This window comes from Flavobacterium sp. CFBP9031, assembly GCF_034044945.1.
Taxonomy (GTDB): Bacteria; Bacteroidota; Bacteroidia; order Flavobacteriales; family Flavobacteriaceae; genus Flavobacterium.
Window position 1 is genome coordinate 300,535 of sequence record NZ_JAXCWF010000006.1, and the last position, 22,276, is coordinate 322,810.

Consider the following 22,276-nt stretch of genomic DNA (forward strand, 5'->3'; position numbering starts at 1 on the left):
GTTAGAAACTAGTTTCTCTCTTTATTCTTTTCCAAAAACAAGAAAAATCTATGTTTCTATGTGTTTAATTTAATTCCCCTTAAACATAAATATTATTTACTAAACCTAATTTAAAAATGAAAACAAACATCGGAATTAAGCAAGATAACATCTCAAAAATCGTTGATGTATTAACTAAAATTCTTGCAGACGAATTCGTACTTTATACCAAAACAAAAAGAGCACACTGGAACGTTGAAGGCCCAGATTTCTACAACAAACACCTTTTCTTTGAACAGCAATACGACGCAATTGACAAAATTGTAGACACGGTTGCAGAAAGAATTAGAGCTTTAGGTCATTATGCTCCAGCGACTTTAAAAGATTTTTTAGCGCTGACACATTTAACAGAAGAATTAAAAGAGAAAAACGACAGTAATGGTTTTATCAAAGAATTGCTTTTAGATCACGAAAGCATTATTATTTATCTTCGAGAAAACATTAACCCTATTGCCAATGAATTGCAAGATGCTGGAACAAGCGATTTTATCACAGGTCTTGTAGAAAATCATGAAAAAATGGCGTGGATGCTTCGTGCACATTTAAACTAAAAACAAATTATGGAAATTCAACAAAAAAATATTTGGTACGTAACCCTGCTTCTCACCATAATAGCAGGGTATTGCGATACCGTCACTTTTGTCGCAGCCGATTCTATATTTTCGGCGCACGTAACAGGTAACTTTATCGTTTTTGCCTATCAGATTGTAAAAGGTTCAGACATTCATGCCTGGGTAAAACTGCTTACTTTTCCTGTTTTCATTATTGCTGTAATTACAGGAGGAAGAATTGCGCTAAAAGCAACCAATCGCTACACTATTTTATTTTGGGAAGGCATAATATTGGTTTTAAGTGGTATCGCATCCTATGTCTTTGGCTATTTGCAAAACTTCGAACAATGGACCATGTATACGGTTGCTATGACAACAGTTTTTGCAATGGGACTTCAGAATGCTTTTGGAAAACTTTATGCTAAAGAAACCTATGGACCAACCACTATGATGACAGGAAATGTGACTCAAGCTTCTCTTGATTTAGGAAGCTTATTAAAAAATGGGTTTAAAGATGCCGAAGTTCTTTTAAGTTTTAAAAAACAGTTTATAACCTTAATCGGATTTCTTGTTGGATGTTTTCTAGGAGCAGTTGCAGGAAAGTTTTTCGGATTAGGAACTTTAATTCTACCAGGAGCAGCCATGATTATTTGCTATTTATACCACCGAAAAAGCTAGTCAAACCTACATTTTCGGATTGCAGATTTCTGATAATATAGTATCTTTAAAAAATGATTTTAGTTCCCTTTTCTCGAAAAGGGAATTCTAAAATTGGTCCAAAAGAAATTTCTAAAAAACTCCAAATTCTTGGCTATTCCTGAAAATTCTGAAATTATACAAACAATGTAATGAAGGAGAAACTACTAATTGTTGAAGATGAATTTATAGTTGCAAATGATTTAAAAATCATGCTGCATAAAGCGGGTTATCAAGTTGTTGGTATTGCTGCGTCTGTAGCTCAGGCTCGAAAATTAATCGAAGAAAAAAGCCCTGATTGGATTCTGCTAGATATTATTTTAAAAGGCCAATTGACTGGAATTGATCTAGCTTGGGAACTTCGCCAAAAAAATCTGCCTTTTCTCTATATTTCAGCAAATACCAATCAAAGCACACTTGAAGCTGTAAAAGCTACACATCCGTACGGTTTTATGGTAAAGCCTTTTAGAGAAAAAGATCTTGTTGTAATGCTTGATATAGCCAGATATCGGTTTAATCAAGAAAAAGAAGATTTGGCAGTAACGCATGCAAATCCAGAAACTCAAGAAATTCAAGGAATTATTGGTCAGAGTCCTCTCCTAAAAGAATCCATTGAAAAAATAAAAATTGTCGCTCCAACCGAAACTTCTGTTTTAATTTTAGGCGAAAGCGGTACAGGAAAAGAAAGAGCAGCAAACGTCATACACGAACTTTCGGCACACAACTCTCATCCGATTGTAGTAGTAAACTGCGCCGCTTTACCTCAATCTCTAATAGAATCTGAGCTTTTTGGACACGAAAAAGGCGCTTTCACAGGAGCTAATGCCTTAAGAATCGGTAAATTTGAGCAAGCCAATAACGGAACTATTTTTCTGGATGAAATTGGAGAATTAACTCTTGACTCTCAAGTTAAATTATTACGAGTTCTGCAAGAAAAAGAAATTCAGCGTCTTGGAGGCAATAAAACAATTAAAATTAATGTTCGCATTGTAGCGGCCACCAATAAAATTCTTGAAAAAGAAGTTGCAGAAGGCCGTTTTAGATTAGACTTATATTACAGACTAAATGTGTTTCCGATACAATTGCCTTCTTTAAGAGAACGAAAAGAAGATATTGAAATGCTTGCTACTTATTTTCTGAAAAAATATGCATCAATTTCGAGAAGAAACGTCAACAGTATAAGCGCAAAAGCCTTAGAACAATTAAAAAATTATAACTGGCCAGGAAATATACGCGAATTAGAACATTTGATTGAAAGAAATGTACTTCTCGCCAAAACAAACGAAATTGAAAAATTTGATTTATCTTCCATTGCCCCTATCGTGCCTTTAGAAATCGGTACAGATAAAATAAAGTCTATGGAAGAAATGGAAAAAGAACATATTATGAATGCACTTCTAATGTGCAATGGCAAAGTTTCGGGTATCGGCGGCGCTGCCGAACTTTTAAAACTGCAACCGCAGACTTTGTATTCAAAAATGAAAAAATTAGGTATAAAACAAGGATATAATTAAAAATTTTAACCGCAGATTTAACCGCAGATTTAACCGCAAAGTTCGCTAAGGTTTACGCAAAGTACGCTAAGTTTTAATTAAAGATTAATTGAAAAATTTAAAGTTCGCAAAGGCTTTATTTAGACAAAGTTTTATCCGCACAAACCTTTGCGAACTCAATATTTAGATCTAGCTTAAGTTCTTAAAAAAAAATCTTAGCGAACTCTGCGTAAAAAACTTCGCGAACTTTGCGTAAACCTTGCGACTTTGCGTTTAAATCCCACAAACCATTAAAAACCAAAAATATGGAAACAATAAAACTAGAATTAGACGAGAAAAAACATGGAGCTTTCAACCTTTATGTAGACGATAAAAAACTCGGAGAAATGACTGTAAGCATCAAACCAGATTTACTGACCGTTTACCACACAGGAGTTGAGCCAGAAGCAGAAGGAAAAGGCTATGCTAAGAAACTTTTAGAAGAAATGGTCTCTTACGTACGCACCAATAACCTGAAAGTTTTACCGCTTTGTCCTTACGTTCACGCGCAATTTAAAAGACATCCAGACGAATACGAAGATATCTGGAAGAAATAATTCTTGATAAAATGGTGTAAATTTTCTCTCGCAGATTTGGCAGATAATGCAGATTTTTAGCTGAAAAAAAATTACGCACATTTTTTATAATCAACTTTAAAATCAAAATCTGCGTAAATCTCTTTAAATCTGCGTGAAACATTAATTCGCTGTTCTAATAATTTAAAACAAAAAACTATGAATACAGATATTTTAACAGATGGTATTCCTTTAAATGAAGCTAAAAAAGCCCTGATTCTCATTCACGGACGCGGTGCTAACGCTCATGATATTCTTTCGATTGCAAAACATCTTAAGGTGGATGACTTTGCATTGGTTGCGCCTCAGGCAGAAAATAGAACTTGGTATCCGTATTCGTTTCTAGCTCCTTTGAACGAAAATGAACCATCCTTTTCAAAATCATTGGAAGCGATACATAAAGTTGTGGTCGCTGTACAGCAAAACGGAATCGAAAAAGAGAATATTTATTTCTTAGGATTTTCTCAAGGCGCTTGTCTTGCTTTAGAATTCACTACAAGAAATGCAGCAAAATATGGCGGAATCGTAGCTTTCACTGGCGGATTAATTGGAGATCAAGTTTATGAAAATCATTATTCAGGAAACTTCGAAAATACACCTGTTTTTATCGGAACAAGCGATCCAGATTTTCACGTTCCTGTAGAAAGAGTTCATGCGACCGAAGAGCTTATGGAAAAAATGGGCGCAGATGTTACAAAAAAAATCTACCCAAATATGGGACATACGATCAGTCAAGACGAAATAAATTGTGCCAACGCATTAATTTTTAATAAAAAATAATGATTACGATAACTCGTGTTTACAGCGATGCCAATGGAGAAAGTCATTTTGAAGACTTTGAAGTTCCGTTAAAAAACAATGGCGATATCGGATTTTTATCTGACGATGAACCTGTCAAATCTATCGTTTTTAGAGAAGTTAGCCCTTCTTACGATTACGATTTTCACAATGCCCCAGATCGCCAATACATTGTTTTGCTGGAAGGAGGCGTAGAAATTGAAGTTCATTAGGAGAAAAAAGAACATTCAATACGGGTTCTATTTTGTTGGTAGAAGATACCACAGGAAAAGGGCACAAAACCAAAAATATGGAACCTAAACTGAGAAAATCTATTTTTATAAAGTTGGTTTAAATTGTTTCAGGTTTCAAGTTTCAAGTTTCAAGTTTCAAGTTTCAAGTTTCAGGTTTCAGGTTTCAGGTTTCAGGTTTCAGGTTTCAGGTTTCAGGTTTCAGGTTCTGTCGAACTTTGTCAAAGTTTTGAACTTTGACAAAGTTGATACTGTTTTCTTAATCTTGAAAAAGACTTAAAAAAAGAAACTAGTTTCTAACACATAGCGCTATGTGTATTCATGCAAGTGAAACGCCTTTTTACACAAGCTAAATCTATGTTTCTATGTGTTAAAACACTTTACACTTTCAAAAAAATCAATCCAAAAAATGTTCTTTTTTAATTCCGAGCTTCTTCATTCTAGAAGTCAATGTTGTAGACGGCAAACCGAGTAAAACAGCTGCGCCCTGCGGCCCCGAAATTCGTCCGTTGCATTTTTTTATCACTTTTAGAATGTGCTCCTTTTCTACTTCTTGAAGGGTTTTGGTATAAAAATCATTGACTAAAGTATCTGGGCTAGCCATTACAATTTCAGGAAAAATCATTTCTTTGATCTTTTCATCTTTGGCAAACAAGATGCTTCTTTCTACCATATTTTCTAGCTCACGCACATTTCCAGGCCATGCGTTAGTCATCATACTATTGAGTACTTTTTTAGAAAACCGTTTTACATTTCTCCCCATTTTTGTGGCATGCTTTTCCAAGAAAAAATGTCCCAAAACCGGAATATCTTCTTTACGGTCGCGTAAAGCAGGAAGCTTTATCGGATAAACATTCAATCGAAAATATAAATCACTTCTAAAACGGTCGCCATAAACTTCTTTTTCAAGTATTTTATTGGTTGCGGCAATAACTCTCGCATTCACTTTTATGCTTTTGTTTCCGCCAACCCTTTCAATTTCCTTTTCTTGTAAAACACGAAGCAGTTTACCTTGCAATTCTAATGGCAGCTCTCCTATTTCGTCTAGAAAAATGGTACTGTTTTCGGCTTGCTCAAATTTCCCGATTCTTTGTTCGGTTGCTCCTGTAAAAGCCCCTTTTTCATGACCGAATAATTCGCTTTCGATTAAGTTTTCGGGAATTGAAGCGCAATTTACCTTAATCATTTTTTGGTTGGAAACTTCAGATAAATTATGAATTGCACTAGCTACAAGTTCTTTTCCTGTTCCTGTTTCTCCCAAAATTAAAACCGTAGAATTTGAAGAGGCTCCTTGAGCAATCAATTCATAAACGTCTTTCATAGCATCGCTAGTTCCTATAATTCCATGAAAACCTTCCTTTTTTAGAATGTTTTTTTCTTTCTTTCCTAAAATATGCTGTTTCAATTTTTGCAACTCGGCAAGCGTATTTTCATTTTGTTGAGTCAGCATAATGTTTCTCACCGTAATAGAAAGCTGCACCACAATTCCTCTCAAAATACGATTAGATTCTCTGCTGAAAGTTTTAGCATTTTTAAAAAATAGAAAAAGTACATATCGATTTCCTTTTATATAAGGAAGCCCAATTCCAAATGCATTTTTAGAGCCTCTTTTATAAATGTTCTGAATGTAATCTGGATACTTTGAATTTGATAAATCGGAAGAAACTACATCAGCAGAATTAAGGCAATCATCAAAAAAGCCATCATTTATAGCATAACTTTTTGAATCTACATATTGATCTGTTGAATGAAAAATGAAATAATCTCCTTTGCTTTCATCAGAAGAAGCCAAAATAAAATCATCAAATTGAAAGTTCTCTTTTAATATTCCGTTTACAACAGATTCTAGTTCCTTTTTGTTTAAAGCCCGAGAAAGTGCTGTACAAATAGACATAATATTCATTTGTTCATTTTCTCTTTCCTGCAATCGGCTTATTGCGATCGCAGCTTTATCTAAAGGCTTTTCCATAAACGGTATTTATTGTGGTATTTTGGCGGTGATAGCGTAAAAATAAGGAATAGCATTTAGTAAACAAGTATAGATTTTCTAAATATGCCATTTTTAAATCATAAAATTACGATATATCGTAGGTACTAAAATCTGATACTTCTCCGAAAGCCTTGTTTTCAAAGCCTTTATTAAATCGGAATGTTATTTGGTTTGCTTTTGATGTTTTCAAAAAACAATGCGTTTTTATTTCTTAATCTAGGTTAATCGATGCAGAAGCATAACCGCCGTAAATTTGTAAAAGAAAAATCAATAACAATTTAATATAAAAAATACCATGGAAAATAAAATTTTAGGCTTACACCATATTACTGCAATTGCAGGTGACGCTAAACGCAATTTTGACTTTTATTCAAAAATTTTAGGATTAAGATTCATTAAAAAAACAGTGAACTTTGACGATCCAGGAACATATCACTTTTACTTTGGTGACGAAGTAGGAAGCGCAGGAACTATCTTAACCTTTTTCCCTTGGGGAGCAGGAATTCAGCAAGGAAGAAAAGGTTCTGGAATGGCAACTGAAATTGGATATTCTGTTCCTAAAGGAAGTCTAGATTTTTGGCAAAAACGCTTCGAAAAATACAACGTAATTTACAATAAACCAGCTGAAAAGTTTGGTGAAAAATATTTGACTTTCTTAGATCCAGACGGATTAAAATTGGAGTTAATCGAATCTAAAACAGACGATAACAGAAAAGCGTGGGAAACTGACGAAGTAAAAGCAGATGTTGCTACAAAAGGTTTTCATAACATTACGTTGACTTTAAACAATATTAAACCAACTGCGGCTATCTTAACTGATATTTTTGGTTATAAATTGATCGATCAAGACGTAAACCGTTACCGTTATGCTACAGATGCTGTAGAAAATGCTGCAATTGTTGACTTGGTAGAATTACCTGAAGAAAAACGCGGTTTAAATGCAAACGGAACTGTTCATCACGTAGCTTTCCGTGTACCAAACGATGAAATTTTAATGAAATTTAGAGAAAAAATCGAAGATTACGGCTTGCAGATTACTCCGCAAATTGACAGACAATATTTCCACTCTCTATATTTCAGAGAACCAGGAGGAGTTTTGTTTGAAATTGCAACAGATAACCCTGGATTTACAGTAGACGAAAGCTTAGAAGAATTAGGTCAAAACTTAAAACTTCCAGCTCAATATGAGTCTCAAAGAGCTGCTATTGAAGAGCATTTGGTTAAAATTAATTAATTTAAATACTAAATTGGGTTCATCCCGAATAACACAACTATATTTTGAAAAAGCTATCCTATTTAGGGTGGCTTTTTTTGTTTGGGGAATTAAAGTTTTTTTATTTTTTATTAAGAAAACATTCTATATTTGGAGGGAAAGTGGACAAAAATAAACTTTATGGGATATCAAATGATCACAAAATATAAGATTTTGATGAACTTGATATGCAATTGTATTAATCGTAATAAAAATGAACCTAAAGACAATCCAACATCACCGATATGAGAAAGGACTTCCCCAAGAAGGAAATTTTATACTTGGACAAAAAAAGGGATCCAATATTTTTGTCTATCAGGCATTCAATGATAGCATTGCAGACTATGCTATAAAAAATCAAAAATTCGGAGGAAGAGATTACAGCTTCGAGAGAATGACTTGGATAAAGCCCAATTTTTTGTGGATGATGTACAGAAGTGATTGGGCTGAAAAAGATAATAACCAAAGTCGCATTTTAGCTATTGAGATGACTTTTGAAGGTTTCGAAGAACTTCTCGCTAATGGTGTTTTGACAAGCTACGACAAATCATATGGAGATGAATCAACATGGCGAGAAAATCTAAGCAACAGCAATGTAAGGATTCAGTGGGATCCAGACCACAATTTTAAAGGAGAAAAGCTAAAACGTAGGGCCGTTCAAATCGGAATTAAAAATGAGGCATTACAAAAATTCAATAACGAATTCATAAAATCTATTCAAGATATTACCTCTTTTGTAAAAGAACAAAAAACGAAAATTGATAGCGGTGACGAATGGTTTTATGTAATGAATGAATCCATAATTGAAGTCAACAGCGCTTTAAAAAAGAAATTTTCAATTCCTGAAGTCTTTCGCACACCATTTGTAGAAGGAATAATTTCAGAATTTAACAATACAAAGACAATCACCCAAGCCAATTTTGAGAAATTGTTAATCGACAGTGATGAACCTGAAAGAGATGAATTTGTTGGTTATGTAAAAAATTACAAAAATTCTGAACTGTCAAGATATCTATTAAAAACTGCCATTGCGTACAGAAGAGATGATGAATTAGGAGCATTTGATTGTATGTGCGAAGACCTTTTAATGTTTAGTTACTTTGCTAGCAAAAATAAAGATGCAATTGATCTTCATTTAATTTTAGAAGCTAAAATGGTTGATTTTGACACTTGGTGTGGATTTGATGGTGAAATGATTTTTTATCCATTGGGTCTTCAACCAACAAAAGAGTACATAGCAGCGAATAAGGATTTTCTGGTAGAAAATATTGAAGGCTTTGCGCCCCAAACGGCCGACTATTTTATTGAATCTTTTAGTGAAGAATATGTGTATAAAGAAATCCATAGTAGAGCGTTTTGGTATTTTTGATCAAAAAACATGTAACAAAAAAGCCATGTAAAAATTACAATTTAAAAAGAAATAAGTGCATTAGCTCAAAAAGTATATGAAATGATTATAAAAAAAGCTGTCTACATTCTAGGCAGCTTTTTTTATAATCGTTTCATCACATAATTCTTCTTCGGAGCAATAAATTATCTATAAAAATGTTTTTTAAACACTTTTAAATCCCTTAGTTTTACTCCTCCAAACAATCCTAAACATGAAAAAAGTAATTTTCTTACTTTTACTAACTTTCTCTACCACAACCACTTTTAGCCAAAATGAATCCAATAAACTTAAGCTTCAGAAAGATAGATTGATGCTGCATAATGTTGCCATTTATCTTCGGAACGTTAATCAAGGTTCGATAGATATTGACAGCGCGATGATTTTGGCTAGCAAAGCGCACAAACTTCCGTACACGCTTGCCAATGATGAAGGTTTTAATGATGGATCTAACTTTCCCGGAAACAATTTAATTACCAATAATTACGCCCGCGGAGCAGAATTGCTATTGCCAAGATTAAATACAGTCGATCAAATTAGACTGTCCTTGCAAATTGGGAGTTTTTATCTTTTTAAAGCTGGCGCAAAAAAAGATGATCTAAAAAATGCGCTTTTGTATATTAACAAAGCCCAAAAACTGGCAGAAAAATCCAAAATTCAAAAGTGGCATTTTCAATCTAAATATCTTCTTGCCAAATATTATTACCAAGCAGACAAACCACAGCTTAGCAGCACCATTTTTTCGCAACTGGTTAATGCGGCAAGAAAAACACAAAACGAACAAATATTAGCAGAAGCTATTGACAACCAAGGCACATTTATGCCCGATAGCAACAAAGAAAAAGCAGTTATTTTAGCTGAGGCTTTGGCTATTTATAAAAAATTAGGCAACAAAGAAAAAGAGCTTGAAACCTATATGAAAATAATTCCGGTTCATTTTTGGACTGGTAAAATGAAATTGGCCAAACAAGAACTCCTTACAAGTCTTAATCTTCAGAAGAAAATTGGTTTTCTATACACACAATATACCGAAACTACTATTTCGTATATCGAATTATTCAACAATAATTTTAAGGATGCGCTATATTACGCTTTAAGGAGCGTTAGCTCGATGGAGAAAACAAAAGATTATGCTTTTGCAGATAGTTTTTACATACGCCTCGGCAATATTTACAACAGCACGGGCTATTATGATGATGCTATTAAATTTTATCAGAAAGGAATTGAATACAATCAAAGAGAAATTAATGCGGGGACTTGGTACAAAAGTTTTTTTGGTTCTGTAAGGGCATTAATGGATAATTCTAAATACTCAGAAGCTTTAAAATATCTGGAAAGCAACTCTAAAAAATACCCTCCAAAAAACGATTTGGATAATATGATCCTGAATCAGCTTAAGGCGCGCTGTTATGAAGAATTAGGAAAGTTGAAAGAAGCAGAAGCTTGTTATGAAAAACTTGATTTTTTTGCAAAAAAACTAAATTCGGCAGAAACGCTCAAAGATGTCGCGACCTGTACTTCGATTATGGCGCTGTTTTATGTCAAAATTAATAAACCTCAAAAAGCAGAAGAAATAACCAATCGCATTCTTGCTATGACTCATCATACAGAGGGTTTTAGCCGTTATGCTTTGGAGCTTACTTTATTTAAAATTGATTCCTTAAATGGAAATTATCTTTCTGCAACTGAGCACATGAGAAGCTATAATCGAATTCAAGATTCGATGGATAACATGCGTAAAAACCTTGATTATGAAAATTTGAAATTCAAGTTTGAAACAAGTGCCAAAATACAAAATATAAAATCTTTAAAACAGCAGACCGATCTTCAGAAACGTGAATTGCATTCTTCCAAACTTTTAAATACAATCTCTATAAGCAGTTTATTTTTATTGCTGATTATCATTATTTTATTGTACAACAGAGCCAAAATTAAACAGCGCAGCACGAGCCGTCTTCAATTAAAAGAAAAAGAAATTAAGCTTAAAAATGTAAAACTAGAACGTTTGGTCGAAGAAAAAGAATGGCTTCTAAAAGAAATTCATCATCGGGTAAAAAACAATCTTCAAACCATCATTAGTCTGCTTAATTCTCAATCTTCTTATTTAAAAGATGATTTGGCGATTTCTACCATAAAAAACAGCCAAAACAGAATTTATGCGATGTCATTGATCCATCAAAAACTATATAAGGAAGACAATGTTTCTATGATTGATATGCCCGATTACTGCAATGAATTGGTTGAGTATCTAAAAGAGTCTTTCAATGCAGAATACATTCATTTTGAAGTTCAAATTGATGCAATAGAATTGGATATTTCGCAAGCAATCGCATTGGGTTTAATTATCAACGAAGTAATTACCAATTCGATAAAATATGCTTTTAAGGATACGCAAAATTGCATTATTAGGCTTTCTTTATCTGAGATTTCAGAAAACTGCTATAAGCTGTTTATTTCTGATAATGGAATCGGCATACAGGATATCGTAGAATTACAAAATAGCAATTCGTTCGGAATGACACTTATAAATGGCTTAAGCAATACACTTGAAGGAGATTTAGCTATTAAAAATGAAAATGGACTTAGCTTTGAGTTAGCATTTAAAAAGGAATTTAGATAAAAAACTAATCTTCGGCGCCCATTAATTCTATTTTAGCCATAATTAAAGCAAGATTATTTTCTAAAGTAATCTTGCCATCACGCCATTCTTTTTTATTAGATCCTCTTGAAATTCTAAAAATGAAATCGCCTGTAAAAATGTAGCCAGAAGTTTCTCTTAAACCTGTTTTGGTTATTCTTTTCTGCGCTTCTCTCAAATCGATTTTTATTTCATTTTCATTTTTAAAAATGATCGTATCCAAACCATCAAGACCTTTTCTAAATTCATGTCCGCGATATTGAATCAGTTTGATTAAAGCATTCATAAACAGCAAAGCCCGATTCACGTTGTCTTTAGAAACATTTAAATCTAAAATCTCCAATTTATCTGGCTGAATATCTTGATTTAAAGTTTTGTCTTCCCAATATTGCTTGGTTGCCGTAATAATCTCAAACGGATTTTCTAGCTTATCGCTAATGGTCAACGGAGCATCGACATCGTTTTTGATGCTTTGAGCCAAATCAAGCAAAGGTGTAGATTTTGAAGGAACTCGAAGTTGCATTTCGTACGTTTTTTTTTAAATGGCAATTTCATTATTTCCTTTAAAATCCGATGAAAGTTGAGGAACATTTTTCCTCTTATATGCGGGTCCAATCCAGTGTCTGCTTTTAGGAAGCGGAATATTCATTTTTTCGCAAGCATTTTTAATTCCCATACTAGAAACTTCATAATGTTTTGCAATCTGCGGAATTGGAAATTTCCAAACCAAGCTATAAAGTTCTGATCGGGTAAAAGTAATTTTGTCCATAAATCAGATAAAATCAAATCAAAAGAAAATTCACCATCGCTATAATTTCTTATAGTAATGGTGAATTAAGAAAAATTAAGTACTACTCTACTCCGCCTCCTAAAGCAAGGTACAGGTTAATTGCTGCATTCAGTTTTTCGAGTTTTATGGTTACCAGATCCAATTCGTTTTGAAGCGAACTGTTCTGCGCTGCGATTACTTCAAGATAATTGGCCATTCCGCTCTTATAAAGTAGAGAAGCATCTGAAGTTGCTTTATCTAGAGATTCTGCTTTATCTTTTGCTAAAACAATACGTTCGTCTGCATATTTCAATCTAGACATGGCATCATTTACTTCGCCAACTGCTGTTATAAATGACTGTTTGAATTGTACAACCGCTTTTTCTTGTTCTAAAACTGCTACTTCATAAGCTGTTCGCAAGGCTTTTTTTCTAAAAATGGGCTGTGCTAAATTTGCCGCAATTGTTTTGGTAACAGAACCTGGAAAATTAAACCAGTTTTCAAATTCAAAAGAGTTCAAACCAATCGACGGACTCAGACTTAAAGTCGGATACATCGTTGCTTTTGCTAATCCCGTTTTAGCATTGGCAGACATTACCGCATATTCGCTCGCTTTTACATCTGGCCTTCTGCTTAAAAGTGAAGCTGGAATTCCTGTTGGAAAAAGTACCGAAACTTCGGCAGCATCAATATTTCCAGCTCTTTCAATCTTATCTGGATATTCTCCGCATAAAATCTGCAAAGCATTTTCCTGAACTGCAATATTCGCTTTCGCTAAAGGCACTAGCAATTCGGCCGTTTTTTTCTGAGCCTCAGTTTGGTTTACTGCCAAAGAACTAATAGAACCCGATTTGTATTGCAATTGCATCATGCTCAAAGTATTCGTGCTCAACTCGATGTTTTTTTCTGCAATTTTCAGCTGTTCATCTAAACCTAAAAGATTATAATAAGACTGCGCTACCTGAACAATAATTCGAGTCTTTAATGCTGAAAGGTTTTCTTTTTGAGCAAAATAAGCCGCTTTAGCATCTCTTTTCTGCATGGCTGCCTTTCCCCAAATATCGACTTCCCAAGAAAGGCGAAGATTAGCGCTGTAGTCATCCATATAATCTTTACCAATAAACTGTTGGCTCAAAGATCCATTCAAAGAATTTTTTGATGGATAAGAACGGCTCGCTCCAGCATCGAAATCTAGTGTGGGTAATAACGATAATTTGGCTTGTTTATAACTGAGGTCGAGCTGTTCCATACTTTTCATAGCAATGATAACTTCATTGTTTTTGATTAAAGCTTTTTCAATCAAAGCAACCAGCAAAGGATCTTTGTAATAGTTTTTCCACGGAAGCAAAACTGTATCTCCAGTAACCGCGACTTCTTCGCGGTACTTTTCTGGAGCATTTAAATCTGTACGAGAATATTTTTTGCCTACCACACACGATGTCATGATCGCTCCGGTAAGTAAAACCATTCCGATTTTATATAATGTTTTCATTCTTATTCTTTTATCGTTTGAACTTGAGTTGCGATCTTTTTTCTAGATACTTTTTCCTGTAAATATTGAAATACAATGAAAAGCAACGGAATCACAAAAACGCCCAGTACAACACCGCTAAACATTCCGACAGCCGCACTCACACTGATTGATCGGTTTCCAACTGCAGTTCCTCCAGAAGCAAACATTAGCGGAATCATACCGACAATAAAAGCTAGCGAAGTCATGATAATTGGTCGTAACCTTGATCGTGAACCTTCAATTGCAGCTTCAACTATCGTCAATCCGGCAAGACGTCTCTGCAAAGCAAATTCCACAATCAAAATGGCATTTTTAGCTAGAAGTCCGACAAGCATGATTAATCCGACCTGAACATAAATATTGTTATCTAAACCAACCGCTTTAATTCCCGCGAAAGCGCCTAAAATTCCTGTAGGGATAGAAAGCAATACGGCAAGCGGCAATAAATAACTTTCGTATTGAGCAGCAAGCAGGAAGAATACAAACAATAGACACAACCCAAAAATGGCAACTGTCTGGCTTCCTCCTGCTTTTTCCTCCAAACTTAAACCTGTCCATTCGTACGTATAATCAGATGGTAATTTGTCTAAAACCTTTTCAAGATTCCCCATAATTTGTCCGTTACTATAACCTGGCAACGCCATAGCTGTAATATTGACCGAATTATAAAGATTGTAACGGTTTACCGATTCTGGTCCGTACACTTTATGGAGCTTCACAATTGATTTTACTGGAACCATTTGCATATCAGCATTTCTAACGAAAATTTCATTAAACGCATCTTCATCCATTCTAAAAATACCATCGGCTTTTACATTGACACGGTAAAATTTACCAAATCTCGAAAAGTCAGCTGATTGATCTCCTGCAAAATACGTTTGGATATTTCCTAAAAGTTCTTTGATATTGACACCCATTTGGCGCGCTTTATCTTCGTCAACTTCCAATTCCAATTGCGGATAATCGGCTCTAAAAGTCGTGTAGGCATATTGAACTCCTGGCTGCTGCATAATCTGGGCGATTACTTTATCAGACATGGCTTTTAAAGTTTCTGGACTTCTCGCCATTCTGTCCTGTAATACAATTTCGGCACCACTTGTTACCCCAAAACCTTCAACTGGAGGCATTCTGAAAACCATAATCTGGCCTTCTTTAATTTTAGCCAGTTTTCCGCTTACGATATTCATGATTTCTTCAATATCCTTAACCGCTCCCCTGTCTTTCTTAGGTTTCAGTTTAATAAAACCTAATCCGTAAGCTGGGCTGGCACTATTGCTCAAAATATTAAATCCTGTAATACTTGTATTTACATCGATAGCTTCTAGAGGAGCCAATTCTTTTTCTAATTTCTGAATTACAGCTGTTGTACGATCCAAAGCCGTTCCTGGTGGCATTGATAAACTGTACACCATGAAACCATCATCTTCTAGAGGCACAAAACTTTTTGGTGTTGATGTCATCATGTACACTGCAAGCGCTGTAATTCCAGCCACTAAGCCAGCTGCAATCCATTTTCTTCCAATTAAAAAGCGAACGCCTTTAATATATCTACCCGTTAAATTGTTAAAACTCGTATTGAATCCAACGAAAAAGCGGTCTTTAAAAGTAGTTTTGTGCTCGTGATCACCATGTTTAGATCCGTGATTCTTTAGCAAAAGCGCACATAATGCAGGCGTTAATGTTAAAGCATTTACTGCCGAAATAATAATCGCAATAGCCAGCGTATAAGCAAACTGTTTATAGAAAATCCCCGAAGATCCTGTCATAAATCCGATCGGAATAAATACCGCTGACATCACCAAAGTAATCGAAATTACCGCTCCCGTGATTTCTGCCATGGCACTGTGTGTTGCTTCTTTGGCCGAAATTCCTTCGTCTTCTTCCATTTTACTGTGCACCGCTTCGACAACCACAATCGCATCATCGACCACAATTCCGATTGCCAATACCAAGGCAAAAAGCGTTAAGATGTTAATCGTAAATCCGAAAACCAAAAGGAAGAAAAACGTTCCCACAATCGCAACCGGAACTGCAATAGCTGGAATGATCGTCGAGCGAATGTCTTGAAGGAAAATGAATACTACAATAAATACCAGAATAAAAGCTTCAAAAAGAGTCGATTTTACCTGACCTGTAGCTTCATCCAATCTTTCTTTGGTGCTCATTACGTTAACATATTTAATACCTGGAGGAAAAGATTTAGACAATCGCTCTACTTCTTTGTTGATTCCGATTTCAATATCATTCGCGTTAGAACCCGAAGTCTGTAAAATCGCCATTGTAACAGCATTTTTACTATTCGATTTGTTATCACCGCTATATGAAATAGAACCAAATTCTACTCTCGCAACATCTTTAAGTCTCAAAACATTGCTGCCAACGTTTTTAACCACAATATTTTCATATTGTTCTGGTTTGTTCTTTTTTCCTTTATAACGAATTACATATTCTAATGCCGCAGAAGATTCTTCTCCCAATTTACCTGGAGCCGATTCTAAACTTTGCTCTGCAATAGCCTGAGTCACATCTGAAGGCACTAAACCTGCATTGGCCATTTTACGCGGATCCAGCCAGATTCTCATCGAATAATCTTTTACCCCAAAAATCTGAACCTGCCCTACTCCCGGAACACGTTTCATCTGAGGCACTAAGTTGATATTGGCGTAATTCTGCAAAAACAACTCATCATATTTGCTATTATCATCTGTATATAAGTTGAAGATAACAATCATACTATTTTGCTGTTTCGAAGTCGTTAATCCCATACGGATAACTTCCTGAGGCAATTTTGGAGTAGCTTGCTGTACTCTATTCTGTACGTTTACCGCAGCCTGATCTGGGTCTACACCTTGTTTGAAAATGACACTGATCGAAAAAGACCCATCATTACTCGCAGTAGATTTAATGTACTGCATATTTTCAACTCCGTTAATCTGCTCTTCTAAAGGCGTTACTACCGAACGGATAACGGTTTCACTGTTTCCTCCTGGATACGAACCACTTACCATTACAGTCGGTGGCGAAATATCTGGGAATCGCGTTACCGATAATCGGGTAAGACCTATAATCCCCAGTATAACTAGTACAATAGAGATAACTGTGGCCAATACTGGCCTGTCTATTATTTTCTTTAACATGGAAATGTTATTTTATTAAATGAAAAATTATTTACTGCTTGCGTTTTTAGCAGCGATTTTTGGAACGACTTCCATACCATCATAAAGGACATCGATATTATTCAGCGCCACTTTATCTCCCGGTTTTAATCCAGATTTTACAAAATAATCTGCTCCAGCGCTTCCAGCGATTTCAATAGGAACCATGCCTACTTTGTTTCCTTCTTTTAGAACAAAAACAAAAAATTTATCCTGAATATCTTTTACACTCGCCATTGGAACTGTAATGACAGATGACAAGCTTTTATTCAAGACAATTCTTGCAGAACCTCCAGAACGCAATTCTTTTTTCGGGTTTGGAAAGATGGCTTTCAAAGCAATTGTTCCCGTTGCGCGATCAATGTTTCCGCTGGCAACTTCTAGTTTTCCTTTTTGATCGTATTCGCTATCATCGGCCATAATTAAGCTTACGGTCTGATTGTTTTTTGCATCTTTCGAAAAAGCCAAATAATCTGCTTCTGTTAAAGAGAAATAAACAAATACGCTGTTAATCTCTGAAAGTGTCGTTAACGGAACGGCATCATTTGGCGTAACCAAATTTCCGATACGGTTTGGAATACGGCTAATATAGCCGCTTACGGGAGCTTTAATCAAAGAGAAATCGGCATTTAACTGAGATGATCCTAAAGCGGCTTTAGCCTGTGCTACTTGTGCAGTCGCGGCTTCGTAATTGGCTTGCGCTGTTTTTAACTGCATGTCTGAAAATACTTTTCCTTCGACCAAAGGTTTGATTTTCTCTACTTCTAGTTTTGCATTGGCCTGATTGGCCAAAGCGCTTTTGTAAGCTGCACGGCTATTGTTTACTTGTTCGGCGTAAACATCGCCTTTTATCTTAAAAAGAGATTGTCCTTTGGCTACATAGTCTCCTTCTTTTACATAAATAGCTTCCAAATAGCCTGATACCTGAGCTTTTATGTCAACGTTTACAGTACCTTCGACTGTTCCTGGATATTTCTTTTCTACTTCTCCTGTTGCCGAATTAGTCTGAAGAAAGTCTACTTCTGGCTTTGGAGGAGCCATTTGTGCCTCTCCGCTTTTTCCGCATGAAGAAAGGGAAATGGTTATTAATAAAATTGCAATCCTGCCAATTGCTTTATTATTTTTAAAAAACTGTTTTGTCATTTTACTTTTCATTTTTAAATGAATTACCTCAAATTTTGGCGCAAAATAACAGCGTAAAACCCGTTTTTTAGGGAAGAAATTTACCCAAACGACATATTTTGATACCGAAACGGAGGATTTTTTTTAAGGTGCTAAGTGGCTAAGATGCTAAGGTTCTAAGTTTTTTGTTTTGCCGCAAAGGTGCTAAGACGCTAAGTTTTTTCTAGAATAATGAAAAGGAATCTCGCAAAGTCGCTGAGATGCGAAGTTTTTATGCCACAGATTAAAGGATTAAAAAGAATTATTTCTCCTTGATTGAGTAGATTTTAACGCATTCTTTGTCATCCTGACGAAGGAAGGATCACACTAGAAGCTCGTCAAAGATTGTCCTTCAAACCTTGCCGAATTCCGTGTGTGATCCTTCCTTCGTCAGGATGACAAACTTGGTGTAAACCAAACTTTTCGAAGAAAAGAAGAATCTTTAAAACTTTGTGCCTCTAAACCTTTGCAACTAAAAAACCTCAGAATCTCAGCACCTTAGAACCTTAGCATCTTAAAATCAGCGATCCATCCACTGTTTAAAGAAAGGTGTTTTTTCTCTGCTAATGATTACCTCGCGTTCGGGGTCGAGTTTTAGTTGGATTTTGAGTTTTGCGTTGAAGTAGTTCGCAATAGATTTAATGCTTTCGGCACGAATGAAAAACTGACGGTTGGCACGAAAAAAGAGATTAGGATCCAATTCTTGTTCCAGTTCTTCCATGGTTTGTGGAATCGAAATAATTACGCCGGATTTTAGGAATAAATTACTTGTTTTGAATTCCGAATATATAAAGTCGATATCGGAAACGTCTACGCTTTTGTATCCGTCACGATAGGTTACTAAAAAGCGCATTCTGAAAACTGGTTTTTCAATCAGTTCTTTTAGAATTCCGGCGATATTGGTCACGCTGGATTCGTTTTTATTTAAAGATTTAAATTTGCTTAAGGCAAACTCCAATTCGTTCTTTTCGATAGGTTTCATCAGATAATCGATGCTGTTTACCTTAAAAGCACGAATCGCATATTCGTCGTATGCTGTAGTAAAAATTACAGGGCAAGTGATAGTAATTTCGTCAAAAATGGCAAAACTCAATCCGTCTGCTAAACGAATATCCATTGTAATCAAATCTGGACAAGGGTTGGATTTTAACCATTCGACTGTATCCACAACAGTATCAATGATTCCTAAAATCTCACAGTTAGGTTCCAGTTCTTCGAGCAGCCTTTTTAATCGGCTTGCGTTAATACTTTCATCTTCTACAATTAAAATTTTCATAACTTTTAAATTAATGGCAGACGTACCTCATAATAGCTGCTTGATTCATTAAAAATCGGCATTCTCTCAGATAAAATTTTATAACGAAATTCGATGTTTTTATTCCCTATTCCTGTTGAAGCCAAACTTTTTCCAGCGGTTCTCTGCAAGTTATTTCGAACAATAATATCACCAGAATCAGAAAAAACAGTAATGGTAAGCGGATTGGCCAAAGTGGCCATATTGTGTTTTACAGCATTTTCTACCAACAACTGCAAGGTTAATGGCGGTAAATGAAGTGCTAAAGAAGGAGAATCAACTTCAATTTTCAAATCGATTTTATCGCCTAATCTTTTCTTTAGTAAATAAAAATAAGCATTTAAGAATTCTATTTCCTCTTTTACAGTAATGGTATCTTTATTTGAATTGGAAATCATATAACGATATACTCTCGTTATATTTTCTAAGAACGAAGCCGCTTCTTTCTGATCTTCATAAATCAGCTCTGTCAAAGTGCTGAAATTATTGAACACAAAGTGCGGATCTAACTGCATCTTAAGAGATTCCAATTTTGAACGTGTTACCGATTCTTGAAGTTCTGATGCTTTAATTTTTAATTCGGCCGTTTCAATAGCGTTTAAACGCCATCTGTTTAGCAAAAATATTCCAGTATGAATGGCACTAATGAAAAGCGAGATAATCGCTGCCATAATTTTAGACTGCCAAATGGTAACCAAATCATTTTCTTCCAGCGCTGTACAAGGGTACAAATAATCCCAAAGGCAAGAAAAAAAGTAGTTTAAAAGTATGTTTCCAGCAATAAGACAAATAAACTGTGCTATTGCTCTAAATGCTGGATTTTGCTCCCAACTTATGTAGTAGTTTAATTTTCGGCCAACAAACAAAGTTAGTTCTGTAAGGATGGCGCAGTAAAGCAAAATGATGAAGATATCGAAGGTCTGATCTAAATCGAGCAAACCTTCCTCTTCAAAATTCCTATATGGATTTAGAAAGTAATAGGACGAAAGATAGACCAAAAAAACGGCTGGAATTACTATAACCCTGTAGTATTTATAGAAAAAATTCTTGCCTGTTTTTTTATTTTGGTTCTTTCTACCCATTTATTCCCTCAACTGTAAAAATTGAAAAATCCTATCTTATTAGTGTTCTACTAGAACACCTTCTTCTTTTTTGTCTGCTTTTATGGTAGCAGTTGGATTTTTCTCACGCATAACGCCCCATTTTAAGCACGTTGCACCCCAAGAAAATCCTGCACCAAAAGTAGTAATCAATACATTTTGTCCTTCTTTAAAATCATCTTTGAAATCCCATAAACACAACGGAACTGTTGCAGATGTTGTATTTCCGTAACGATCAATATTTACTTTTACTTTGTCAAAATCAATATTCAAGCTTTCGCTTACAGCATTAATGATTCTCAAATTTGCTTGATGTGGTACAACCCAATCAATTTTATCTGCTTCTAGTTCATTTTTTGCCAAAGCATCTTGCGAAACTTGGCTCATTGCTGCAACGGCTCTTTTAAATACAAAAGCACCGTCTTGTTTTAAATAATGCGTTCTGTGCAAAAGACTCTGCATAGAAGTTGGATTTCTAGAACCTCCAGCCGGTACAGCCAAAGAAGAAACTCCGCTTCCATCCGTTTTTAGAATCGTTTTCATTAAACCAGCATCAGATTCTGTTTTTTCTAACAAAACAGCTCCTGCTCCATCTCCGAAAAGAATACAAGTATTACGGTCTTCATAATCTACGATAGAGCTCATTTTATCTGCTCCAACGATGATTAATTTTTTGTAACGACCGCTTTCGATCATGTTTGCTCCCATTTCTAGTGCATACAAAAATCCGCTGCAAGCCGCATTCATATCAATTCCAAAAGCATTTGTAAGTCCGCTTTTATCGCAAACAATACTTGCTGTTGGCGCTAAAATATGATCCGGAGTTGCTGTTGCTACCAACAGCGCTTCTATTTCTTCGCGATCTACCTTATAGTTTTCGATAAGATTTTCAATCGCTGCTGCGGCAAGATCAGATGTTGCTGTGTCGTCGTCTGCGATTCTACGTTCTCTAATTCCAGTTCTTTTAATGATCCATTCCTCCGATGTATCAACAGTTTCTGAAATCTTTTTATTGGTCAAAATTGATGATGGCACGAAACCACCTATTGCTGTAATAACTGCGCTCATTGTTTTTATTTTTTTTTAAGCTTTGTACTCTTAGAACGCAATGCTTAATACTTTTTCTCTTCTTTTACAGTCCAGCTCAATTAAGAACTGATGCAGGAAATAGAGTTGTATTCCTTAAAAAGCCGATTAAATCTGGTGGCAATATCATTTACTGAGAAATATTGTTTTAAAAAAACCTGAACAAGCTAAAATCATTATACAAAATCCAATTAAAATAAATTAAAAATATACACCAAGTGCTATCTCGGTATTACTTTGGAATAAAATCTTTAATTTATTTTATTTTTAAAATCATACAATGCTATTTCAGTTTGTAGATAATTCCCAATTATAGCTGTTGCCATACTGATAAAAAAACCTATTGCATTTAAGTTTTTAGAGTGCCACAAAATTAATTTAAAAAAATCTGAAACTAGCAGACAATTAAGAATAATTAACAAAACTGCCTTAAATGTTAAAATATATTTTTGAAATTCGGCATCAAGCACTAAAAATTATAGAATCCCTAAAATCAAAAAAAATCTGTTA

At 35.0% G+C, this 22,276-nt stretch carries 18 protein-coding genes; 9 read left to right on the forward strand and 9 right to left on the reverse strand.

Translation table 11 applies throughout. The features are described from left to right. Positions 1 to 116: 116 nt before the first annotated feature. The 6 genes from SOM12_RS12775 (at position 117) to SOM12_RS12800 (ending at position 4,403) form a co-directional block, all read left to right on the forward strand. A complete protein-coding gene (locus SOM12_RS12775; RefSeq protein WP_320493691.1) occupies positions 117 to 590 on the forward strand; it encodes a DNA starvation/stationary phase protection protein in 474 nt (157 codons plus the stop codon). A gap of 9 nt (positions 591 to 599) precedes the next feature. Beyond that, the gene (locus SOM12_RS12780; protein WP_320493692.1) at positions 600 to 1,268 is read left to right on the forward strand and encodes a YoaK family protein; all 669 of its coding nucleotides are present in this window, start codon (positions 600 to 602) and stop codon (positions 1,266 to 1,268) included. Between the two features lie 170 nt (positions 1,269 to 1,438). Continuing rightward, positions 1,439 to 2,800 (forward strand): sigma-54 dependent transcriptional regulator, encoded by a 1,362-nt coding sequence (locus tag SOM12_RS12785; RefSeq protein ID WP_320493693.1) that lies wholly within the window; start codon positions 1,439 to 1,441, stop codon positions 2,798 to 2,800. Between the two features lie 284 nt (positions 2,801 to 3,084). Beyond that, complete coding sequence (locus SOM12_RS12790) at positions 3,085 to 3,375, forward strand: GNAT family N-acetyltransferase (RefSeq protein ID WP_320493694.1); 291 nt, start codon at positions 3,085 to 3,087, stop codon at positions 3,373 to 3,375. Positions 3,376 to 3,552: 177 nt separating this feature from the next. Further along, positions 3,553 to 4,173 carry an alpha/beta hydrolase gene (locus SOM12_RS12795; RefSeq protein ID WP_320493695.1) on the forward strand — a complete coding sequence of 207 codons (621 nt, stop codon included), beginning with the start codon at positions 3,553 to 3,555 and terminating at the stop codon, positions 4,171 to 4,173. Further along, positions 4,173 to 4,403, forward strand: a complete 231-nt coding sequence (locus SOM12_RS12800) for a hypothetical protein (RefSeq protein ID WP_320493696.1) — start codon at positions 4,173 to 4,175, stop codon at positions 4,401 to 4,403. The genes SOM12_RS12795 and SOM12_RS12800 overlap by 1 nt, the downstream gene beginning before the upstream one ends. A gap of 415 nt (positions 4,404 to 4,818) precedes the next feature. Here SOM12_RS12800 and SOM12_RS12805 read toward each other — a convergent pair whose 3' ends face one another. Next, a complete protein-coding gene (locus SOM12_RS12805; protein WP_320493697.1) occupies positions 4,819 to 6,390 on the reverse strand; it encodes a sigma-54 interaction domain-containing protein in 1,572 nt (523 codons plus the stop codon). A 316-nt stretch (positions 6,391 to 6,706) separates the two neighbouring features. Here SOM12_RS12805 and SOM12_RS12810 point away from each other — a divergent pair, with 316 nt between their 5' ends. The 3 genes from SOM12_RS12810 to SOM12_RS12820 all read left to right on the forward strand — a co-directional run bounded on the left by SOM12_RS12810 (position 6,707) and on the right by SOM12_RS12820 (position 11,670). Further along, the gene (locus SOM12_RS12810) at positions 6,707 to 7,645 is read left to right on the forward strand and encodes a ring-cleaving dioxygenase (RefSeq protein ID WP_320493698.1); all 939 of its coding nucleotides are present in this window, start codon (positions 6,707 to 6,709) and stop codon (positions 7,643 to 7,645) included. Between the two features lie 232 nt (positions 7,646 to 7,877). Then, positions 7,878 to 9,032 carry a DUF4291 domain-containing protein gene (locus SOM12_RS12815; RefSeq protein ID WP_320493699.1) on the forward strand — a complete coding sequence of 385 codons (1,155 nt, stop codon included), beginning with the start codon at positions 7,878 to 7,880 and terminating at the stop codon, positions 9,030 to 9,032. A gap of 232 nt (positions 9,033 to 9,264) precedes the next feature. After that, positions 9,265 to 11,670, forward strand: a complete 2,406-nt coding sequence (locus SOM12_RS12820; RefSeq protein WP_320493700.1) for a sensor histidine kinase — start codon at positions 9,265 to 9,267, stop codon at positions 11,668 to 11,670. A 4-nt stretch (positions 11,671 to 11,674) separates the two neighbouring features. On the opposite strand, the gene SOM12_RS12825 is transcribed toward SOM12_RS12820, so the two are convergent. From SOM12_RS12825 to SOM12_RS12860, 8 genes are all read right to left on the reverse strand, one after another. Then, entirely contained in the window at positions 11,675 to 12,211 is a 537-nt protein-coding gene (locus SOM12_RS12825) for a hypothetical protein (protein WP_320493701.1), read from the reverse strand. 15 nt (positions 12,212 to 12,226) lie between these two features. Further along, a complete protein-coding gene (locus tag SOM12_RS12830) occupies positions 12,227 to 12,457 on the reverse strand; it encodes a hypothetical protein (RefSeq protein ID WP_320493702.1) in 231 nt (76 codons plus the stop codon). A gap of 82 nt (positions 12,458 to 12,539) precedes the next feature. Further along, positions 12,540 to 13,949: a TolC family protein gene (locus SOM12_RS12835; protein ID WP_320493703.1), complete on the reverse strand. Its 1,410-nt coding sequence runs from the start codon at positions 13,947 to 13,949 to the stop codon at positions 12,540 to 12,542. A gap of 2 nt (positions 13,950 to 13,951) precedes the next feature. Further along, a complete protein-coding gene (locus tag SOM12_RS12840) occupies positions 13,952 to 17,107 on the reverse strand; it encodes an efflux RND transporter permease subunit (RefSeq protein WP_320493704.1) in 3,156 nt (1,051 codons plus the stop codon). Between the two features lie 27 nt (positions 17,108 to 17,134). After that, positions 17,135 to 18,280 (reverse strand): efflux RND transporter periplasmic adaptor subunit, encoded by a 1,146-nt coding sequence (locus SOM12_RS12845; RefSeq protein WP_320493705.1) that lies wholly within the window; start codon positions 18,278 to 18,280, stop codon positions 17,135 to 17,137. Between the two features lie 526 nt (positions 18,281 to 18,806). Then, complete coding sequence (locus tag SOM12_RS12850) at positions 18,807 to 19,562, reverse strand: LytTR family DNA-binding domain-containing protein (protein WP_320493706.1); 756 nt, start codon at positions 19,560 to 19,562, stop codon at positions 18,807 to 18,809. Between the two features lie 5 nt (positions 19,563 to 19,567). Next, the gene (locus tag SOM12_RS12855; protein WP_095929133.1) at positions 19,568 to 20,662 is read right to left on the reverse strand and encodes a sensor histidine kinase; all 1,095 of its coding nucleotides are present in this window, start codon (positions 20,660 to 20,662) and stop codon (positions 19,568 to 19,570) included. A 39-nt stretch (positions 20,663 to 20,701) separates the two neighbouring features. After that, complete coding sequence (locus SOM12_RS12860) at positions 20,702 to 21,748, reverse strand: beta-ketoacyl-ACP synthase III (RefSeq protein WP_095929132.1); 1,047 nt, start codon at positions 21,746 to 21,748, stop codon at positions 20,702 to 20,704. Positions 21,749 to 22,276: the final 528 nt, after the last annotated feature.